The sequence below is a fragment of the Gordonia humi genome (assembly GCF_014197435.1).
Classification (GTDB): Bacteria; Actinomycetota; Actinomycetes; order Mycobacteriales; family Mycobacteriaceae; genus Gordonia; species Gordonia humi.
Genome location: NZ_JACIFP010000001.1, coordinates 1,262,511 through 1,283,756, shown reverse-complemented (window position 1 = coordinate 1,283,756; position 21,246 = coordinate 1,262,511). Strand labels below are relative to the sequence as shown.

Sequence of the window (21,246 nt, the reverse complement as noted above, 5' to 3'; positions counted from 1 at the left end):
AACCAGGCTAGGCAAGCCTAAGTGTGACGCTGTACGCTCCGCTTATGAAATTTCAACGAACACGACTCGGCGTCATCGCCGTCTCCGCCGCCCTCGTCGTCGCCGGGCTCGTCGGCTGCTCTTCGGAATCCAGCGACGACGCGGCGTCCTCATCGGGCGACGACTCCGCGTTCCCCGTCTCGCTCCAAACCCGACTGGGCGAGGTTCAGATCGAGAAGAAGCCCACTCGGGTCGTCACCCTCGGCGTGCCCGACCTCGACGTCTCTCGTGCGTTGGGCGTGACGCCCGTCGGCGCCGTCCAGGTCTCATCGTGGCCGTGGGAGAAGCCGCTCGGATCCGTCGAGAAGATCGACTACAGCCCTCAGGGGGTGAACGTGGAGCAGGTCCTCGCGCTGCGTCCCGACGTGATTCTGGCGACCGGCCTCGGCGGTGTGGACGCACAGTACGACGAGCTCAAGAAGATCGCTCCGGTGGTGAGCGACATCGACGGTGTTCTGACCACGGACTGGCGCGACACCACCAAGGAGATCGGCCAGGCGCTCGGCCTCGCATCCGAAGCGGACAAGCTGGTCGGTGAGACCGAGAAGGCGATCACCGACACCGCCGAGCAGTTCCCGAACATCAAGGGCAAGACATACGCGACCGGTGCCGTCTACGCGCCGGGAGTCGTCTCGGCCGAGTCCACCTCGCAGACCCCGATGGGGCGACTGTTCACCCAGCTCGGGCTGAAGCTCGACGGCAAGCTCGACAAGACCGAGCTCGACGACTCGTCCGACTCCTCGAAGGTCGGAGCGGGCACCACCGAGGTGTCGATGGAGAAGCTCGTCGACACGATCGGCGCCGCCCAGTTCCTCACGCTCGGGTTCGCCGAGGGCACCGAGCAGTCGATCACCGGATCGCCGCTCTTCCAGCAGCTCGCCGCGGTGAAGTCGGGCGCCTACTTCGGCACCGACAGCCTCACCTACACCGCTCTGGCGTTCCCGACGGTGACCTCGATCCCGTTCGGCCTCGATTCCCTGAAGCCGGCGCTGACCAAGCTCAACGACGGCCAGTAGTCTCTTCCGACCCTCGAACCGTGCAGCAGGTCCCCGCGAGATCGCTCGCGGGGACCTGCTGTGTCTCGGCGGCACGGTGGATCAGCTGAGGATCTGGTCCACCTCGGCCTCTGCCATCTGCTCGACCTCCAGATAGATCTGCGCGATCTGCTCCAGAGTTCCCGGGTGGGGTTCGGCACCGCGCAGCGCCTCGGCCATGGCACTCACATCCTTCGTGTTCACCACCACCCGCAGGCTGATGCCGGTGTCGGCGAATGCTTCTCGCAGTCGCATGATGATCCGCGAGGCGAGCAACGAGTTTCCGCCCAGCGAGAAGAAGTTGTCGTGTGGTCGCACCCGGTCGGCACCGAGCTCGCGGCCCCACACCAAGCAGAGCATCTCCTCCAGCGCGGTGGCGGGTTCGGCGTCGCTGTGCTCGACGTCGCGGGCGGACGGCTCGCCCCGCCCGCCCAACGCTCGGGGCTCCGGCAGTGCCCGACGGTCGATCTTGCCGTTCGGCGACAGCGGTATCGCGTCGAGCACCACTACTCGTGACGGCACCATCGTCTCCGGCAGCGTCCGCCGCACCTGGTCGGCGACGGCGTGTTCGGTGACTTCCCCGGTCACGTAGCCGATCAAACCGCCCGGTTGTCCGTCGGGATCGGCGAACACCACGACCGCGGCTTCGACCACCCCCGGCACGGCGCGAAGGTGAGCCTCGACCTCGCCCGGTTCGATCCGATTGCCGCGGATCTTCACCTGGTCGTCGGCGCGACCGACGAAGACGATCTCCCCGTCGCCGTTCACGAACCCCCGGTCACCGGTACGGAACGTCCGGACACCGTCGCGCTCCGCGAACACCGCCCGCGTCAGGACGTCGGCCCCCAGGTAGCCGTCCGCCACGCTGACGCCGGACACCTCCATCTCACCGGTCACCCAGCGGGGTCGTGTCCGGCCGTGGTCGTCGACGATGCGGTACGAGGTTCCAGCGATCGGCGTGCCGTACGGTACCGGCTCCGGCACCGCTGCGTCGGCCTGCACCACATGCCAGATGTTCCAAGCGGTGGTCTCGGTCGGTCCGCCGATCGATGCGACGACGATCTCCGGGCTCGAGGCGCGCAGACGCGTCACCAGTTGGGGTGACACTCGGTCGCCGCCGGTCAGGACCAGGCGCAGTCCCGCGGCGGCGACCGGTTCGTGGACGAGCCCGTCGCACAGCATGGTGACCATCGCGGGCACCGCGCACAGCGCTCCGGCACCGCCCTCCGCACTTCGTTCCGCCCAGTGAATCGGATCGCGGCGCAGGCCGTGATCGACGGTCACCGCCGCTCCGCCCGCGGCCGGGACGACGAAGAAGTCGAACACCGACATGTCGTGGTGCAGCGCGGAGACGGCCAGGCTGCGCGTGTCTGCGTTCAGACCGAACCTGCCGATGGTCGCGTCGACGCACGCGCTCAGTGCGTCGTGGCGGACCATCACCCCCTTGGGTTTCCCGGTGGAGCCCGAGGTGAACAGGACATATGCGCGGTCGGTCGGCGACGCCGCCGAGGCCGCCGAGTCGAGCCACGATTCGAGGGTGCCGGGCTCCGGACGCTGACCCTCGACCAGCTCCTCGATCGCGATCGAGTCGACGCCGGGCTGCGGCCCACTGCGCCGATCGTGCAGCACGGCCGCCGGACCCGCGGCGTCGAGGATGCTCCGAATACGGTCCGCCGGGAGGTCGGGGTCCACCGGAACATATGTCGCTCCGGCGCCGAGGACGCCGTAGACCGCGGCGAACTGCGCCGCACCGCGATCGAGGATCACCGCGACCAGATCCGACCGACCCACTCCGGCGGCCCGCAGCCGACCCGTCACCCGGCACGCGGCCATCCCGATCTCGCCGCGCGACCAGACCCGATCGCCGTCGTCCACCAGCGGCGCCCGCGGATCGGCCCGCATCGCGTCGAGGATTCGCGAATGAGCGAGCGCCGCGGCGGGTGCCGACGGACCGTGAAGCTCGGCGTCGACGACTCCGTCGCCGGTAACGTCGGCTGGTGTCGCGCCCGAAGCCACGGCGTCCAGTGTCCCGGTGAAATGCGCGAACAGCTCGTCGGGCAGCCCGCTCGGGAACAACTCGTCCATCACGTCCCAGTTGACGCGGAGCACGCCCGCGCGTTCCTCGATGCGCATGTCCATCCAGACCTGCGGTGTCTGCGTCACCGCATAGTCCTCGATCAGCGCACCGTCGAGCACCGCGTCGTGCTCGCCACCGTCGATCGCCACCTCGCTCGTCAGCACCACCGGCGCGAACGGCGAATCGAGTCCGCCGCGAACGGCCGCGACGTCGCGTAGGACGGACACTCCGCTGCGGCGGCCGGCGTCCATGTCGTCCCAGAGCCGCCGTTGTATCCGGCGACAGAAGTCGGCGAACGGCTCGTCCGGGTCCACAGTCACCTCGAGCAGCACGAAAGTCGCGAACTCGCCGATCAGATGGTCTACCTGACCGTGCAGCGGGAGCCTGTTGAAATTGGGGATGTTGAGGGTGAAGTGACCGGTCTCCGACCAGCGTGCCAACGTCGCGGCGTAACACCCGACCAGCACCGCGGTCGATGTGACTCCCCACGCCGCCGCACGGTCGCGCACCGCCGCCCACCGCTCCGCCGACAACCTGTGGTGCCGGGCGACGAACCGCGGCTTTGCGAGGTCGTCGGCTGCGGCGATCATCGGCAACCGGGGTCCGTCCGGCAGATCGTGCACACGCTCGGCCCAGTAGGCCGCGCCCGCGACACCGGCCGGTCCGTCGTCGAGCGCGCGCGCGGCCAGGACGTAGTCGCGGAAGGTGACGTCGAGCGGTTCGAGGGGCGTTCCCCGGTAGAAGGTCTCAAGATCGTCGAGCATCACCCGCAGACCACGGAAATCGCTGATCAGCGCGTCGACGCTGAGCATCAGGCGCCGCACCCGGCGGTCGTCGTCGAGTTCCGCTACAACCGCGAAGAGAGGCCAGACCGCCGGATCGCGGACCTCGTGGGACAGACGCTCGCGGACCTGCGCCGCCGCATGCTCACCGGTCACGGTCTCCACCTGCAGCTCCGGCACATCGGTGAGCACCCGCTGGGTCATGGTCTCCGGATCGATGACGATCCGGAGCGCATCGTGGCGGTCGATCACCTGCTGCCAGGCGCGGTTCAGACGATCGAGCTCGACGGTCCGGCCGGGCACGGCCCGATACTCGACGTACACGTGACACGCCACCCGCCCGGACGCGAAGTCGTCACCGCGACCGAGCACGTACGCCTGCTGCTGATCGGTCAACGGGAACGGCTCATGTCGACGGTCCGGCTCCGAGACGATCGCGACGTGCTCCGCTCCGGCCGCCGGCGGCCCGCCCGCATCCTGCGACAGGCCTGCGACGAAATCGCGCAGCATCGGGGTCTCCTGCAGTGCAGACATCCGCACCTGCAGACCGAGTTCGGATCGCAAGCGGTAGATCACTCGGACAGCGGACAGGGAGTCTCCGCCAAGCGCGAAGAAGTCGGCGGAGCCGGTGACGCGAGTCCCGCCGAGCTCCGCCTCCCAGATCGCCGCGACGGCGTCCGCCAGGTCCGCGTCGCCCTCGACGACGCCGACGCCCCCGTCGAGATCACCGAGTTCGTCACGAGCGGGACCGCTGTTCTCCGCCATCGCCGCCAGCGTGTCGCGATCCCATTTGCCGTTCGACGTCAGTGGAAAGGCCTCGTGCACCAGGACGGCGGCGGGCACGGCGTAGTCCGGCAGCACCGCGACCAACCGCTCCATGATCTGCGGCGGATCGAGATCGGGAGCCACCGCGTGCGCGACGACACCGGTCACGGCCGGCGGTCCGGTCCGGCGCACCCGGGTCGTGACGACCGCGGCCTGTACTCCTGGCACGCTCAGGAGCGCTGTCTCCACTTCGCCGAGTTCGATCCGGTAACCGCGCAGCTGGATCTGTCGATCGGCGCGGCCCAGCAGCTCGATATGGCCCGCACTCGCATAGCGGCCCCGGTCACCGCTGCGGTACATCCGCTCGCCTGTCACCGGATGGGCGCGAAACACCTCGGCGGTGCGATCTGCGTCGCGCCAATAGCCGAGCCCCACCCCGCGGCCCCCGTACCAGATGTCGCCGGTCTCACCGATTCGACAGACACCGCCGTCGTCGTCGAGGACGTATGCGGTGTGCCCGGCGACCGCGCGGCCGTACGGGATCGACGACCAGTCCGCGCTCACCTCGTCCACTCGATGGACCACCGAGAACAGCGAACACTCGGTGGCGCCGCCGATGCTGACGAACTCCATCCCCGTCGCACCGATCGCGGCGGCGCGACCGGGCAGCTGCAGCGGAATCCAATCACCGCCGGTCAACACCAGCCGCCAGTCCGGCAGGTTCGAGGTGTTGTCGGCCTCCGCCGCCAGGACGATCAGATCGATGAGCGCGGGCGCACCCATCGTGACGGTGATCGAGTGCCGTCGCATCATGCCGAGCAGCTCGTCCGGGTCCTCCGCACCCTCCCGGGAGTCGTCGGGCAGGACCAGCGTCGCACCCGATGTCAGCGCGGCGAACAGATCCCATACCGACAAGTCGAATGCGAGGCTCGACAGCCCGAGGATGCGGTCGTCCGGTCCGATCCGGTACTCGGCGACCGACGCGTCCACCGTGCACATCGCCCCGGTGGACGAGACGGTCACGCCCTTCGGCGTTCCGGTGGACCCCGATGTGTAGATCACGTAGGCGGTGCCCGCCGGGAGCCGCGCAGGTGCGGCTGCGGTCTCGGTGTCCGTAGCGAGCCGGTGCAGTCCGTCTTCGTCGACGATCGCCGTGGGCTGTGCGCTCTGCAACACCGCATCGCGGCGAGCTGCGGGCCAGCGCTTCGGGACGGGGAGAAAGGCGCCGCCCCGAGCGAGCACCGCCAGCACCGCGGCCACCTGATCGACGCTCTTCGGCAACGCCACGGCGACCAGGTCGCGTTCGATCCCGGCTTCTGCGAGACGCGCGGCGAAGGCCGCGACTCGGGTGTCGAGTTCGGAGTAGGTCACGGTCTCGGCGGCGGTGACCACAGCGGTTCTATCGGCGTGACGCGCGATCGCCTCCTCCACCGCGGACCACACCTCGCGAACCGGCGGCTCGTCGGCGCTCGCCGCGTTCACCGCGTCGACGGCGCGTCGATCGGCGAGGTCGAGATGTCCAGTCGGCAAAGCCGATCGAGTCATGAAAGAGCCTCTTGTGGGGTCCGGGCCGCCGTACGGCGGGCGAGTTCGGCGACGGTGCCCGCTTCAAGCACGTCGCGAATGGTCAGATCGATGCCCGCGTCACGGGCCACCGAGACGAACCCGACCAGTGCCACGCTGTCGAGTCCGTGGTCGAGCAGTTCTGCCTCGGGATCGACGGCGAGGCCGACGACCTGTTCCACCGCAGCCGCGAGCGCTTGCTCCGCCGGCCCTCGCGGCGACCGCGCTCGGGAGGTCTCCGCCGGGATCCGCATCAACGCCGCTGTGTCGAGCTTGCCGTTACCGGTCAGCGGCAGTCGTTCCACGAAGGTGTAATGGCCGGGCACCATGTACGTCGGCAACGCGGAGGCGAGTGCGGCGCGGACCGTCTCACTGTCGAGCGCCTCGGCGTCCGGGTGCGCGACGACGAATGCGCGGAGCGCCGCACCACCCGCTCGACGCCAGGGCAGCACTGCGGCGTCGACCACCACCGACAGTTGCTGAACGGCCGCGGTGACCTCGCCGAGCTCGATCCGATGTCCGCGGATCTTCACCTGGTCGTCGCTGCGTCCGAGGTACTCCATCGACCCGTGGACCGTGCGACGTGCCAGATCCCCGGTGCGGTACACGCGTTCCCCCGGCGACGTCGGGTCGGCGACGAAGCGCCCGGCAGTGCGGGCCGGGTCGCCGAGATAACCCCGCGTGACCTGCGGACCGCCCAGATAGAGCTCACCGACCGCGCCATCGGGGACCGGGCGAAGCCACGGGTCCAGGAGATGGGCCCGCATGCGCCCGACGGGCGTCCCGATCACCACCGAGTCGCTGTCCGGGATGGACGCGGAGACAGCGTCGACGGTGGTCTCCGTCGGACCGTAGAAGTTCATCGGATGAGTCGTCAGCGACCGGAGCCGCTCCCAGGTCTCCGGGCTGATCGCCTCACCGCCCAGACCGACCACGGCGAGGCGTTCCATTCCGCGGTGGTCGGCCGCGGTCAGGTGCTGGAACATCGACGGCGACATCTCGATCATGTTGATCTCGTGGTCGCCGATCGCCTTGGACAACGCTTCCGGGTCCCGGGTCGTCTCAGCGTCGAGCAGGACCACGGTGTGGCCGGACAACAGCGCGAGCGTCGGCTGCCAGCCGGCGTCGAAGCTGAACGACCACCCGTGGCCGATCCGCAGCGGCCGAGGATCGGCGGCATCCGTGATCCGCCGGTAGACCCGGTTCTCGTGGTCGTCCCGCAACGCCAGAATCCCGCGATGTGTGCCGATGACTCCCTTCGGCGTACCCGTCGATCCGGAGGTGAAGACGGCGTAGAGCGCCGTGTCCGGCCAGACCCGCGCCGTGCTCGCAGCGTCGAGCCGGTCCGACGAGCATGTGGACGAAGCCTCGTCCGACGGCACGACGACCGCCGCGAAATCACATTGCCGCGACAATTCATCGATTCGGGCCGACGGCAGATCGGGATCGACGTACACCGACATGGCCCCGATCATCGCCGCCGCGAGCTGCGCGACGAACACGAACGGCGAACGGGGCACCTGCACCGCGACCGCGTCTTCGACTCCCACGCCGCGCCGGAGCAGCACGGACGCCAGAGCCTGCGCGCGCCGGTCCAGCTCGCCGTACGTGATCGACTCCGCCCCGTGACGCACCGCGATCCGCTCGGGGTGACTGCGGACGTGCTCGCGGAACCGCGCGCTCACCGTCGTCGCGCCCGGGGGCGACGAAGTGTCGACGTCGGCGGCACGCGCGGCGACGGCCGCATCCGGCGGAGCGATGGATCGGACCGGCTCGGACGGATCAGTGTCGATGATCGCGGTCAGCGTCCCGAAGAGCTGATCCAAGATCCACTCCGGGGTGAGCGATCCGAGTTCGGCGGTCCGCGCCTCCACGTCGACCGTCAGGTCGTCCGCGGCGACGAAGGGCATGACCACCAGCGGGTAGTGGGTCAGGCTCGTCGCCGACACGTCGCCGACGGACAGTCCGTCGGCGAGCGGCTCCGGCTCGATCGGACTGACGGCGTTCTGGAACACCACCAGCGTGTCGAATCGTGCACCGCGTCCCGCCGCCTCCAGGATCGAGCGCATACCGACGTGACCGTGCTCCACGTCGGCTGCGAACTCGCGCTGCAGTCGGCGACAGCAGTCCTCGACGGATTCGGCCGGTGTGAAGGCGAAGCGCACCGGGAAGGTCTGGATGAACAGACCCACCAGCCGCTCCACCTCGGGGACCGGTACCGCGCGGCCCGACACGGTGGCACCCACCACCACGTCGGAGCGGCCGGTGACCGTGGCGATCACGGATGCGACCGCGAACTGCAGCAGGGTGTTGACGGTGACTCCGACCGAACGGGCCCGTTCAGTCAGTCGAGCGGTGGCCGCCGCACCGAAGGATCGGCGCACGACGGTCGGCTCCGTACCGTCGGTGGCGACCGCCACCTCTGGTGCACTGCTCGCCACCAGCGTCGGTTCGTCGATGCCGGCGAACCGCGCGGCCCAATGCTCGCGCGCCCGCACGTCGTCCTGTTCCGCGATCCAGTGCAGATAGCGGCGCACGCTCGGGGGCGGCGGCAGACCTCGACCCCGATAGAGGTCGAACAACTCGGTCAGTGCCTGCACGAACGACCAGCCGTCCAGCACGATGTGATGCGCCGTGCACACCAGCAACTGACGATCGCTGGCGGCGATCGGAACCACCGCGAAGCGCAGCAGTGGGCCGCGCCGGACGTCGAAGCTGCGTCGACGCTGTGCTTCCCGGACCGCGTCCGCAGCGGCGGCGTCGCTCACCGCGGGCATCAGCTCGACGGGCAGGTCGTCGTCGGAGAGCAGCACGTGGACCGGTGTCGGCACGTTCGAATCGACGAAGCGGCCGCCCAGATTGGGGTGCCTGCCGAGCAGTTCGCGCACCGCCCGGCGAAGCCGCTCCATGTCCAGACCTCCGACCAGTTCGCAGGTCAACTGCACCGAGTACCCGTCGTGGTCGGCGGAGGCGAGCGCGAGCAGTCCCTGTTGGAGCGGGGTGGCCGCGAGGACGTCGAGAACCCGACCCCCGCTCACCCGAGTTCTCCGTCGAATCGGCCGAGGAGTGCCGCCAAGGCGGCGTCGTCCAGCCCGGCGGCCGACATGGCCGATCCGTCGTCGACGGGTTCCGCCGATGCCGGTGCATCGGCAGTCATTCGGTCGAGCTCGGCCGCCAGCGCGCGCACGGTGGGATGATCGAACACCGTCCGCGGCGACGTGACGAAGCCCTGTCGGGACAGCCTGCTGCCCAGCGCGATCGATGAGATGCTGTCGCCGCCGAGATGAAAGAAGCCGTCGTCCCGGAACACCCGGTCCACGCCGAGTAGATCCGCATACGCTCTCGCGACAGCCTGCTCGGTCTCGGTGGCCGGCGGCTCCTCGGAGCGCTCCTGGACGGCCGGCGCGGGCAGCGACCGGTAGTCCGTCTTGCCCGAATGGGTCCTGGGCACCTCATCGATCCGCGTCAGCGTCGACGGCACCAGGTGAGCGGGCACGAGGCGACGGATCCGATCGTCGAGCGTCTCACCGTCGACTGCGGCTTCCGCGTCGGCGTCGACTACGAGGTATCCGTCCAATCGGCCTCTGCCGTCGTCGATCGCGGCGACCACGGCGGCCTCGTTCACACCGGGCACGGACTCCAGCGCCCATTCGGCCGTCGCCGGATCCACCCGGATTCCGCGGATCTTGATCTGACGGTCGGCCCGGCCCACGATCTCGATCCGACCGTGGTCGACGCGCCGGGCGCGGTCGCCGGTGCGATACATCAGTCCGCCGTCGGGATCGGACGGATCGGCGACGAAGCGGACCGCGGTGGCGCCGGGCGCCGCGTGGTAACCGCGTGCCATCTGCGGTCCGGCGGTGTACAGGTCTCCCACGCAGCCGTCGGGTACCGGGTGCAGGTACTCGTCGAGCAGTCGTGCCGTCATACCCGGGACCGAGCCGCCCACTCCGGCACCGTCGCCGCTGACGACGCCGCGCACATCGTCTCCCGCGCATTCGGTGCAGCCGTACGAGTCGACGAGCGTCGAACCGCCGGCGTCGGCGACAGATCGCGCGAGGGCGGGCGGCAGCTTCTCGCCGCTGCACACCCACTCCCCTATCGAGCCGACCAGATCGGGACGTTCGGCGACGATGGCGGTGAGCATCGACGGCACGGTGGTCGCGCTACTCGGCCGTGCGCGCCTGACGAGTTCGACGAGACGGTCGAGATCGGCGAGTTCGTCGTCGGTGGCCACTGCCAGCGGGCGCCCCGAGCCGACGGCGCCGAGCACCGTGGTGATCCCGTCGATGAAGGTCGGCGCCGAGAGCAGCAGCCAGGCCCCGGATTCGGCTGTGGACGATTCGATCTCATCGCGCCGCCAGCTGAGGCGGTGTGCGAGCCCGCGTTGGGTGCCGATCACCGATTTCGGTTCGCCGCTGGATCCGGAGGTCTGGATCCGATAGGCGGCGTCCTCCGGTCGCACTGTCGCGAGAGCGGGCCACTCGTTCGGCGCCGCACCCCGCACGTCGGTCATCGCGATCGCCGTCGGTGCGTCGACGACCTCCGGCGGTCGGTCGTCGACGATCAGCGCGCTCAGACGACCGATCGCGCGAGCGATGAGCGAACCGGACGGCCCCGGGTCGATCGGCGCGATCGCCGCACCGGTCGCCGCGACGGCCACGATGGCGACCACGGCGTCCGCTCCGCGCGGCAGCGCGACGCCGACGACGTCGCCCGGACCGACCCCTGCCCCGGCAAGCCGTTCGACGATGGCTCCGGCCTCCGCCCACAGGTCCGCGTGCGTCAGGAATCGATCGCCGATGACGGCCGGAGCAGCCATCGTGCCCTCGCGGGCGGCGGCGAGGAACTCGGGCACTGTCTCCGGTCGGCCGGAACGGTCGGCGTCGGTCTCGTGCGGCACTGGATTCTCAGCGAGCCGGATCTGACCGACACGCTCCTGGCTCAGCTCGGCCGCGGCGGCGAACGCAGTGAGTACGGTCTGCAGCCACTCCGCGATGCGAACCACGTCGGTGCGCCGGTACAAGGCGGTGCGAAAGCTGATGCCGCATCGCATCGGTTCGCCCGTGGCGCGGCCCTCGTCGAAGAACTCGAACGTCAAATCGAACTTCGCGGTGTCGCGCGGAATCGGCCGCGGGGTCAGCGTCACCGTGTGCTCGCCGGTTCCCCAGTGCGCCGTCATATCGTCCGTGCTGTGCAACTGGACCAGGGTCGAGAACAACGGGCTCGCGGATCCGCCTCGGTCGGTGGACGCCGCGTCCACGATTCGCTCGAACGGGACGTCGGCGTGCTCCGTGGCCTCCAGTACCACCGTTCGCGCCTGCCGGACGACGTCGACGACGGCAGGATCGCCCGACAGGTCCATGCGGAGCGGCACAGTGTTGGCGAACATGCCCATCGTGTCCGCGAAACGAGGATCGTCCCGGCCCGCCACCGGCGTGCCCAGACAGATGTCGGTGCCCTCGCCGAGCCGGTGAGCCAGCACCGCGACCGCTGCGGTCACCGTCATGAAATCGCTCGCCCCTGCGACCCGTGCCAGATCACGCAACCCTTCCGTGAGCTCCGGTGCGATGTCGAACTCGTACCAGCCGCCGTCTGCGGCATCGACCGGGTCGAGATCAGTCTGCGGATCCACCAGCATCGGACCGGTGTCGTCGAGACCGGCCAGACGCTGCGCCCACCATGCCGAACCGTCGTGCGTGACCGCGCCGGAACGCTCCTGTTCGGCGTACTCCGCGTACGACGCGACAGGTTCCCATCGCGGAGCCTCGCCGTTTCGGCGCGCCGAGTACGCCTGCTCGAGGTCGTGCACCAGGATGCCGGTCGACCACTCGTCGGACGCGAGGTGGTGGACCACCAGCGACAGCACATGGCGGTCGGGCGCCGTCCGTAGCAGCGTGGCCCGCAACGGGAGGTCTGCCGCGAGATCGAAGGGGCGGGCGCCTGCCGCATCGCATCGCCGCGACACCTCCTGCCCGGTCGCCTCGATCGGACCCGTGAACAGCGGTCCGCCGACGCCCGCGCGCACCTCGTCCATCGAGAGCACCCGCCGGCTGGGTACGCCGTCCGTCTCCTCGACCACGCTCCGGAGCACATCGTGCCGCTTCACGAGATCGAGCAACGCCGTCTCCACGGCACCGACGTCGAGCGGCCCCTCCAGGTCGAAGGTGTAGGGCACGTTGTACGTGCTCGACGGTCCGGCCAACCGGTCCAGAAACCACAGGCGCTGCTGCGCCGACGACAGAGGACCGGCGGAGACAGCGGCGGACGAATCGGCGTCGAGCGAATCGGTGGCAGCAGAATCCGACTCCGGCGCCGGTGCGCTCGCCCCGACGGTCGCCTCCGCATCGTCGGAGTGCCCCAGGACTGCGGCCAGTCTGCGAGCTGTCGGCGCCTCGAAGACGTCCTGCAGTCGCACGGTGTGACCGGACGTACGCAGCCGCCCGACGATGCGCGTGGCCATCAGCGAGTGTCCGCCCGCCTCGAAGAAGTCGTCGTCCGCGGTCAGCCGATCCGCATCGAGTGCCGTCCTGAACTCTGCCAGGATCGACTCGATGAGCGCTTCGTCTGCGGTCCCCGACGGTCGGCCCCGGCTCTCGGTGACCGGCTCGGCCGTCGTCGGATCGTCAGTGTGGAAGCTGCCGACGAGTTCCGTCAGTGAGGCGTCCGGCTCCCCGAGCAGCGTCTGCGTGGCGGCGGCCAGCTGCTCCAACAGCAGATGAGCGGCGCCCCCGGACACGGCGGGTCCGTGGGTCACCTCCAACGCGAGCCGCTCCGCGGACGGGAGGAGGACGACGATCAGGTCGGCGTCGGCACCGAGTGCGGGCAGCGGGATCGACGTCACCTCGACATCGTCGAGGCGCAGATGCTCTGCGGGGTCACCCGCCTGCACCACCATGACGTTGAACGGCTTGGTGCCCGAGCCGCCGATCCGGGAGATCACCTGCTCGATCGGCACCTGAGAATGCGCCAGCCCGTCCATGATCGAGTCCCGCACCGTATCGACGTGGTCGGCGAAATCACCCTCGGGATCCACGCGGACCCGGATCGGCATCAGGTTGCCGGTGGCGCCCACCAGGGCACCTGGCTGGGTCGGGTCCACGTCGACCACCGGAGTCGCCACGGTCAGGTCGTGGTGCCCGGTGACGGCGGCCAACAGCGCCGAGGTCAGCGCGACGTGCATGTGGAAGACGCTGGCGCCGAGGCTTCTGGCGCATTCGGCGTAGTCCGCGGCGATCGGGAGTTCCACACGGTATCGACCGGCGCCGGGCGCGCGACCGTACACCGAGTCGGTCGTGTCGACGCTCGCCAGACCGACGGGTTCCGCGACCACCGGACCGGGCCGCCACCGCGTCGGCAGCGGCACCGGGACGAACGGGGCATCGAACACCGACGCCCAGTACTCGAGGTCGTCCTCGTGCGCACCGCGCTGATCGCATCGTCGCGCGTACTCGCGATAGTCGGCGATCGCCGGAGGCGCCGCGGACGGCTCCCGGTACAGCTCGGAGACCCGGGACATCACCGGCCCCCACGATGCGTCGTCCAGACCGATGTGATGGCCGACCACGATCATCACGTGATCGTCCGGGGCCACCGTCTCGATCGTGACGCGCAGCGCCGTGTCGACCGCCAAGTCGAATGGGGCGGCGGCCAGTTCCATCGCCCGCCGCGCCGCGTGATCACGCGAGGACACGGTCTCCACACGCGGGCGGCCGTCGACCTCGCGCTCCACCGGGGTCAGTGTGCCGTCCGCGGCGAACGCGTATGTGGTGCGAAGCGACGGGAACTCGTCGATGGTCTGCGCGAGCGCCGACCGTAGACGCTCCACATCGAGCGACCCGCGCAACGTCAATGCGGCGACAAGCACACCCGCACCTGTGTTCCCGGATTCGTGGCGATGGTGGAGCATCCACATCCGCTCTTCGGACGGCGACAGCGGTGCCGATCCGCTCTCGGCGCTCGGCTCGTCCGGTCTCCGCTCGGCGTCACCGCCAACGGCCTGACCAGCGGGTTCAGCGCCGTCCGCCCCTCCCCCCGCGGCGATCCCACGCTCGGCCATCAGCTTGACCAGCAATCGCCGCTTGCGCGCCTCTAGAGTTTCCGACACCTCGACACGAGCCTTCCGATCGACAGCAGTTAGGTCACCCTAGCCTAAGGGGTAGGCTGTTCGGTTGATACGGTGGGCCGATGTCGGACACCTCCGTTTCGCCGCGCAGCGACGCTTCGGCGACGCCGGTCTCGCACTCCCGCTCAGCCGGCGAACCCGGCGCCGTCCTCGCCCGCTTGATCGCGCCGGTGCGATTTCAGCTCCGGCTCGCCGCAGCCCTCGAAGCACTCGCCGCTCTCGGCGAACTGCTCCCGATCGTCGCCATCGTCGCCGTCGCCGCCCGACTGAGCGGGGATGACCCGACGCACTGGCAGATGTGGACGGTGGCCGCCGTCGTCGGGATCGTCGTGGCGACCGTCTCGCGCGCCGCCTCGGCGTCCGTAGGCCACTCGGCGGACCTGTCCCTGGCGCGCTCGCTCCGGTCGGCGCTCACCGCGACGATCGCACGGCTGCCTCTCGGATGGTTCGACGGCACGTCGAGCGGTCGCGTCGCATCGCTGGTCGACGGGTCCGTCAAGGGGCTGCACACCGAAGTCGCTCACAAGACCCCCGAACTCGTCGGTGCGGTCGCGGCGACGATCGCCACCGCGGGCTACCTCGCCTACCTCAACGTCTGGTTCGCGCTCGGCCTGGTGATCGTGGTGGCCGCCTTGTTCTGGTGGCAGCAGGCCCTGACCACCGCGATGACCCCGCAGTACGCGGTGTTCGTCGACGCACAGGGGCAGATGGCGGCCGCACTCACCGAACTCGTCCGGGGCATCGACGTGGCCAAGTCGTTCGCTTCCCGAGAATCGGACGTCGGCCCGGTCGCGGGATACCGCCGAGCAGCGGCATCGATGACCGCCGCCGTGGAGGGTGCGACGATCCCCGGCGGACTGCAGCGCGCGCTGGTCCGCACCCTCTCATCGTCGGCGGTACTCACCGCGGGAGCCGCCGGGGTCGGTGCGCTGCTGTACTGGCAGGGACTCATCGGTCCGGCTCCGTTGATCGGCTTCGGGCTCCTGGCCGGCTCGTTCTCACAGGCGGCCACACCCCTGCTCACGCGCATCACCACCTCGCTGCGCACCCGCGGCCGGGCTACCACCGAAGCTCAGGCGCACGCTCTGGCCATCGACGCGGTTCTCCGCGAGGAGGAGCTGTCCGTGGTCCGTGCCACCGAATCGGCGCAGCCGGACTCGCCCGCCGTCGTCCTCGACCGCGTCGGCTTCGCTTACGACGGGCGCGACCGCGTGCTCGATGAGTTCAGCCTCACGCTTCCGACCGGAACGGTGACCGCGCTCGTCGGCCCGTCGGGCAGCGGCAAATCGACGATCGCCGAGCTGATCGCACGCTTCCACGACCCCCAGGACGGCCGGATCCTGCTCGAGGGCGACGACCTCCGGACACTGTCGCCGACCGATCTCTACCGTCGAATCGCGTTCGTGTTCCAAGACATCGACCTGCTCGACGCCACCGTCGCCGAGAACATCGCGCTCGGACGCCCCGACGCCTCGCACGCCGAGATCGTCGACGTCGCTCGGCGAGTCAGGATCGACGAGGTGATCGCGACGCTGCCGGACGGCTACGACACCCCGCTCACCTCCACGTCATTGTCGACCGGTCAGCGACAGCGGCTCGCGATCGCCCGCATCCTGCTGACCGATCCGCGCGTCGTCGTCATCGACGAGGCCACGTCCGCAGCCGATCCTGAGTCCGAAGCCGCTGTCCAGCAGGCGCTCTCGGAGCTCGCGCGCGATCGCACCGTACTGGTCGTGGCGCACCGACTGCACACGGTCGTCGACGCCGACCAGATCGTGGTCCTCGATGACGGCGTAATCGCCGAGCACGGGACGCATCGAGACCTGCTCGACGCGCGCGGTGCGTACGCACGACTCTGGGAGGCCGGACGATGATCACACTGCTGCGTCGCATGTGGGCGATGTATCCCACCGAGCGGAGGGGCACCGCGCTGATCGCCGTCGGCTCGCTCACCACCGCCGTCGGTGAAGCCGCTCTTGCGGTGACGGTCGCCGGACTGATGTCCAGCGTTCTCTCCGCCGGCCGTCCGGCCGGGTGGCTGGTGAGCGCCGTCGTCGCCGCGATCGTGTACGTCGCGGTGTCCGCGTGGACGGCGCACAGCGTGGTCGTCGCGGCACGCGATCGGCTCGATCAGACTCATCGGATGATCGCCGACAAGCTGCCCGATCTGCCGATGAGCTGGTTCGATTCCCAGCCGACGGCCGCATCGGTAGCTCTCGCGAAACGGGCGGGCGACGCGGCCAGCGTGGCCGGTCACGCGTTCGCGACGGCCGTGTCGGCCGCTGTCCCACCCGTATTGGTGGGCGTCGCCCTGCTCTGGTTCGACTGGCGCGCGGCACTGACCGTGCTGATCGGGATTCCGCTGTCGATCGGTCTCAGCCGATTCATGACCGCGCGCAGCGCACGGGTGCGGACCGCCGAAGCCGAGGCCGACCGCGACGTCGACGACCGTGTCATCGAGTTCGCGACCAAGCAGCGGACCATCCGCTCGTCCGGCCTGCCCGACGCGGGCGTCGGTCGGCTGGAGACCGCGTTCGCGCGGCAGCACGCGCGCTCCCGCGCATCGCTGCGGCACGCCCTGGTCGGCGTCAACGCGGGTGCGCTGGTGCTCGGAGCCGCCCTCGCCGTGATGCTCGTCCTGGTCGCTCACCCGCTCGACGACGTTGCGACCACGATCGCCGCCGTGGTGATCGGCGCCAACGCCCTCCGTATCGCGGCCGCCGTACCCGGCACGGTTCTGCTGTGCGGCCACACGGTCACCGAGCTCGACGCGGTCGCGGCGATGCTGTCCACACCGACCCCTCCGGACGGGATCCAGACGGCCGCCCCGACCGATCGCGCGCGTCCGGCGATCGAGATGAGCGGTGTCCGCTTCACCTACGGCGACGAGACTGCGCCCGTGTTCGACGGTCTCTCGTTGTCGATCCCGGTCGGCGGTCTGACCGCTGTCGTCGGCCCCTCCGGATCGGGCAAGTCCACGCTGTTCAAGCTGATCGCGCGGCACGTCGATCCCGGTGCCGGGTCGGTCGCGGTCAACGGCGTCGACGTGCGCGAGCTGACCCGGTCGGCGCTGAGCTCGCTGATCGCCGTGGTACCCCAGGACGTCTATCTGTTCGACGACTCGATCGAGCGCAACATCCGGCTGGGAGCTCCCGCGGTCGACGAGGCTCGGTTGCGCGCGGCCGCCGGTGCGGCCCGAGTGGACGAGATCGCCGCTCGATTCCCCGACGGGTGGGACGGCCGCGTCGGAGAAGGCGGACGTCTTCTGTCCGGCGGCGAGCGTCAGCGCGTCTCGATAGCTCGGGCCATCGTGAAAGACGCTCCGATCCTGCTTCTGGACGAGATCACCTCAGCGCTCGACAATCACAATCAGTCAGCGGTCGACGAGGTGATCGATGGTCTGCGCACCGACCGCACGTTGGTCGTAATCGCTCACCGTCTGGAGACGATCGCGGGAGCCGACCACGTGATCTTCCTGGAAGACGGTGAGGTCGTGGAGCAGGGGGCGCCGGATCAACTTCTCGCGGCCGGCGCTCGCTATGCGGATTTCCACGACCAGCGAAGCCGTGCACTGCACTGGTCCATCGTCTGACGCTTTCGACCGCGTCGCGAGGTCACCCGTTCCCCGCATCCGGTGATCCTGGATTCCGGTGTCAGCCCAGACGTGCATCCACCTCGTCGTCGGTCAGCTGCTCGATCTCTCGGGCGAGTTCGGCTGCCGCGACCAACTCCGATGCCGACGGGCCGGAGCGCAGCGCGGCGACCACCCCACCCACCGTGTCCGCACCCGCGAGCGCGGCCGGGTCCACCGGTACGCCGCCGGTCAGCTCCGACATCTGCCGCACCACCGCGGCGAGCCCACCGCGCGCGAGCCAGTGCATCGGAATCTCGGTCGCGGCGTCGACGGGAACCTCGTCGTCCGGCCGGACTCGATTGAGCGCTGCCGCGGTCAGCCATACAAGCGGATCGGTGTCCGCACCTTCGACCGAGGTCCGCAGGATATGTTCCACCGAGTCGCGATCGGGCTTGCCGTTCGGTGTCAGCGGCACGTCGTCGACTCGGCGCCAGACGGTCGGTACATGACTGCTCGGCAGCCGACGTTCGAGATGTGCGCGGAGTTCGGCCGGATCGCTTCCGTTCGCCGCCACGTAGAGGCAGCCGAGCGCCGTCTCACCGAAGGAGTCGGCCGGGTCGGCACGGACCGCACTGACCACGGCCCGAGCCACCGCGGAGTGCGACAGCAGTTCCTTCTCGACCTCGCCCGGTTCTATCCGAACCCCGCGGACTTTGACGAAACCGTCGGCGCGCCCGAGGAACTCGATCACACCGTCGGGTCGGTACCGACCGATGTCGCTGGTGAGGAAGGAACGCTGCGCGAGCCCGTCCGCGCCGACGGTCGTCCCGAATCCCGGTGGGACCGCGTCGCCCGCGACCAGATAGCCGTCCGCCACCGCGATTCCCGTGCACCGCATGCGGCCGACGACGCCGGGCGGCACCGGTCTGCCGTGATCGTCCACCACCTGGTATGCGTTGCCCGGCAGCGGGCTGCCGTACGGCACCGGTCCCGGTCCCTGAGGAACCACGTCGTGCCAGATGTTCCAGACGGTGGTCTCGGTGGGTCCGCCGACCGACGTGATCCCGCAGTCGGGCGCGGCCGTCCGCAGACGATCGACGAGTTCTCCGGTCACCCAGTCTCCGCCGAGCACCGCGCGACGCAGGGTGCCGAGCTGTCCGGCGGCCGCGCAGTGCAGCAGCATGTCCATCATCGCTGGAACCGAGATCCAGACCGTCACTCGTTCGGCAGCGACGGCCTCCGCCCACGCCACCGCATCGCGGCGCTGCTCGTGAGTGGGAAGCACCAGCGTCGCGCCGACCTGGAACGGCGCCAGGCTGTCGACCACCGACATGTCGTGGTGCAGCGCCGAGACCCCGAACAGGACGTCGTCGGCGCCGATTCGCCAGCGATCGAGGGAGCTGCGCATCATCGCCTCCACCGAGTCCCGACGCACCACGACGCCCTTCGGCGCACCAGTCGACCCGGACGTGAACAGGATGTACTGTGCGTCGTCGGCCGCGCTCGGCTCGAATCGGATCGTCGGTGCGCCTTCGCGGCCGCCGGTCAGCCCCTCGGTCACCCGACGACGAGGGCGCACCGCCGCGACGATCGCCTCCCGCCGCCGCTCCGGCGCCGTCGGGTCGAGCGGTATGTAGACGGCCCGCATCAACAGGCACGCGAGCACGGTGACGATCTGCTCGACACCCTTGCCCATTTCCACGGTGACTCGGTCGCCGGCTCGGACACCGTCCGCCCGCAGCACCGACATCGCGTCGGTCACCATGTGCGCCAGCGTCGGGTAGTCGATGCGTCGACCGCCGCAGACAATAGCAACGCCCGCAGGCGGATCCTGGAAAAGGTTGCGCCACAGCATCGTCCGAATCTCATCACGGTAAGGCGGCGCAGTGTCCGGGCTCGTCAGCACGCTCTGATCGATGTCGACGGGTTCGCCACGACTCCAGGTCGCCTCATCCGCCATCGCCTCGAGCAGGTCAGCGGCGGTCCGCAGCACTCCGCGCACCACGGTCTCGCTGATCGCATCGGTCGCGAAATCAGCGTGCAGGTACAGCCCGCCCGAGTCGGCGACGGACACTCTGAGGTCCAAGGCCACCTGGGGGGTCGCCGTCAGATGCTCCGACAACCTGATGCGTTCGCCGGGCAGGTCCGGCGACGCCGGCCAGGAGAGGCCGTTCGTGAAGGTCACCGGACACACCACGGCGGCCGTGCGGTCCGCGGCGAGGACCTGACGAGCGACGGTCGTGCCGGAGACCGTTCGATGCGAGAGCGCCGCGAGCACCGATCGCTGCAGACCCCGGCTGCGTTCACCGAACGTCGGACCGTCCGGGACGTCGACTATGACGAAGTCGGAGAACGGCCCTACCGGGCGCCCCGCCGCACCGGTGCTGCCGATGGGGACACCGATGCGGAATCCGGTGCCCCCGGACCATCGACGCAGGCTCTCGGTGACCGCCGCGAAGACGACGGTGTTCTCGAAGAGCTTGCGCTGTGATCCGGCCGCGCGGGCCGCATTCCTGGTCGAGCCGTCGATCGTGATCCCGACCCGGCTGTAGGGGGACCGGTCGATGGACGCGAGCGGTGCCGACCACGGCAGGGACGGCACCGGTCCCAGCGTCTCGGCCCGCGCACTCCAGTACTCGCGGTCGGTGCTCGTCTCCGACGGCACGTTCCGCAGTTCACCGATCAGGTCCGACTCGATCGGCGGGAGGTCCGGCTCCGCACCGGGTGCGGCCGCGTACAACGCGGCCGCGTCGGCGAGCACCCGGTTGACTCCAGCACCGTCGATGATCAACGAGTCGACACTGAGAAGGACGGAGACGCCGTCGCCGCGATCGACGATCGCGACCTCGACCGGGGCGCGATCCGAGGTCTCGGGACCGAGCATCGCCTGCCGTACTGAGTGCAGCCGCCGTGCCTGCTCCACCGGCGAGACCAGCGTGAGGTCGATCTCCCGGAGTGCGACGGCGGGAGCGTCGCCCACCCATTGTTGTGCACGGTCGGGATCGATGTGCAGACGCAGCGCCTCGTGGCGCGCCACCACCGCATCGACGACCCCGCGGACTCGCGACGCATCGGACAGGCCGTCGTACGCCCGGAACTCGCGCATGGCCCGCCCGCCGAGCGGCAGTTCGGCCGACCGCCCCGCGAGGTATGCGCGTTGCAGAGCGGTCAGCGCGACCCGCTCGTTCCGACCGGTCATCGAATGCACACCCTCGTCGACTCAGACATGTACGTGAGCCTAACCTAAGCTACCTCTCCGCGATGACGCCCCCGACGATGGCGCACCG

The 21,246-nt window shown here is 69.7% G+C and carries 7 protein-coding genes; 3 read left to right on the top strand and 4 right to left on the bottom strand.

Annotation, left to right across the window (positions count from 1 at the left end; all coding sequences use genetic code 11):
* Nucleotides 1-44: 44 nt before the first annotated feature.
* Nucleotides 45-1,055 carry an ABC transporter substrate-binding protein gene (locus tag BKA16_RS05825; protein WP_183369774.1) on the top strand — a complete coding sequence of 337 codons (1,011 nt, stop codon included), beginning with the start codon at nt 45-47 and terminating at the stop codon, nt 1,053-1,055.
* Nucleotides 1,056-1,136: 81 nt separating this feature from the next.
* Here the strand turns inward: BKA16_RS05825 and BKA16_RS05820 are convergent, their stop codons facing one another.
* From BKA16_RS05820 to BKA16_RS05810, 3 genes are read right to left on the bottom strand one after another with little or no spacing between them, the layout of a single operon-like run.
* Nucleotides 1,137-6,242, bottom strand: coding sequence for a non-ribosomal peptide synthetase (locus tag BKA16_RS05820; RefSeq protein ID WP_183369773.1), 5,106 nt, complete (start codon nt 6,240-6,242; stop codon nt 1,137-1,139).
* Entirely contained in the window at nt 6,239-9,298 is a 3,060-nt protein-coding gene (locus BKA16_RS05815; protein WP_183369772.1) for a non-ribosomal peptide synthetase, read from the bottom strand. Before BKA16_RS05815 ends, BKA16_RS05820 begins: the two co-directional genes overlap by 4 nt.
* Nucleotides 9,295-14,367 carry a condensation domain-containing protein gene (locus tag BKA16_RS05810; RefSeq protein ID WP_183369771.1) on the bottom strand — a complete coding sequence of 1,691 codons (5,073 nt, stop codon included), beginning with the start codon at nt 14,365-14,367 and terminating at the stop codon, nt 9,295-9,297. Before BKA16_RS05810 ends, BKA16_RS05815 begins: the two co-directional genes overlap by 4 nt.
* A gap of 80 nt (nt 14,368-14,447) precedes the next feature.
* On the opposite strand from BKA16_RS05810, the gene BKA16_RS05805 reads away from it, so the two are divergent.
* Together BKA16_RS05805 and BKA16_RS05800 are read left to right on the top strand one after the other, a co-directional pair.
* Nucleotides 14,448-16,259 (top strand): ABC transporter ATP-binding protein, encoded by a 1,812-nt coding sequence (locus BKA16_RS05805; protein WP_183369770.1) that lies wholly within the window; start codon nt 14,448-14,450, stop codon nt 16,257-16,259.
* Nucleotides 16,256-17,977 carry an ABC transporter ATP-binding protein gene (locus BKA16_RS05800; RefSeq protein ID WP_183369769.1) on the top strand — a complete coding sequence of 574 codons (1,722 nt, stop codon included), beginning with the start codon at nt 16,256-16,258 and terminating at the stop codon, nt 17,975-17,977. Before BKA16_RS05805 ends, BKA16_RS05800 begins: the two co-directional genes overlap by 4 nt.
* Before the next feature lie 61 nt (nt 17,978-18,038).
* Here the strand turns inward: BKA16_RS05800 and BKA16_RS05795 are convergent, their stop codons facing one another.
* Nucleotides 18,039-21,158, bottom strand: coding sequence for an AMP-binding protein (locus BKA16_RS05795; RefSeq protein WP_183369768.1), 3,120 nt, complete (start codon nt 21,156-21,158; stop codon nt 18,039-18,041).
* Between the last annotated feature and the right edge of the window lie 88 nt (nt 21,159-21,246).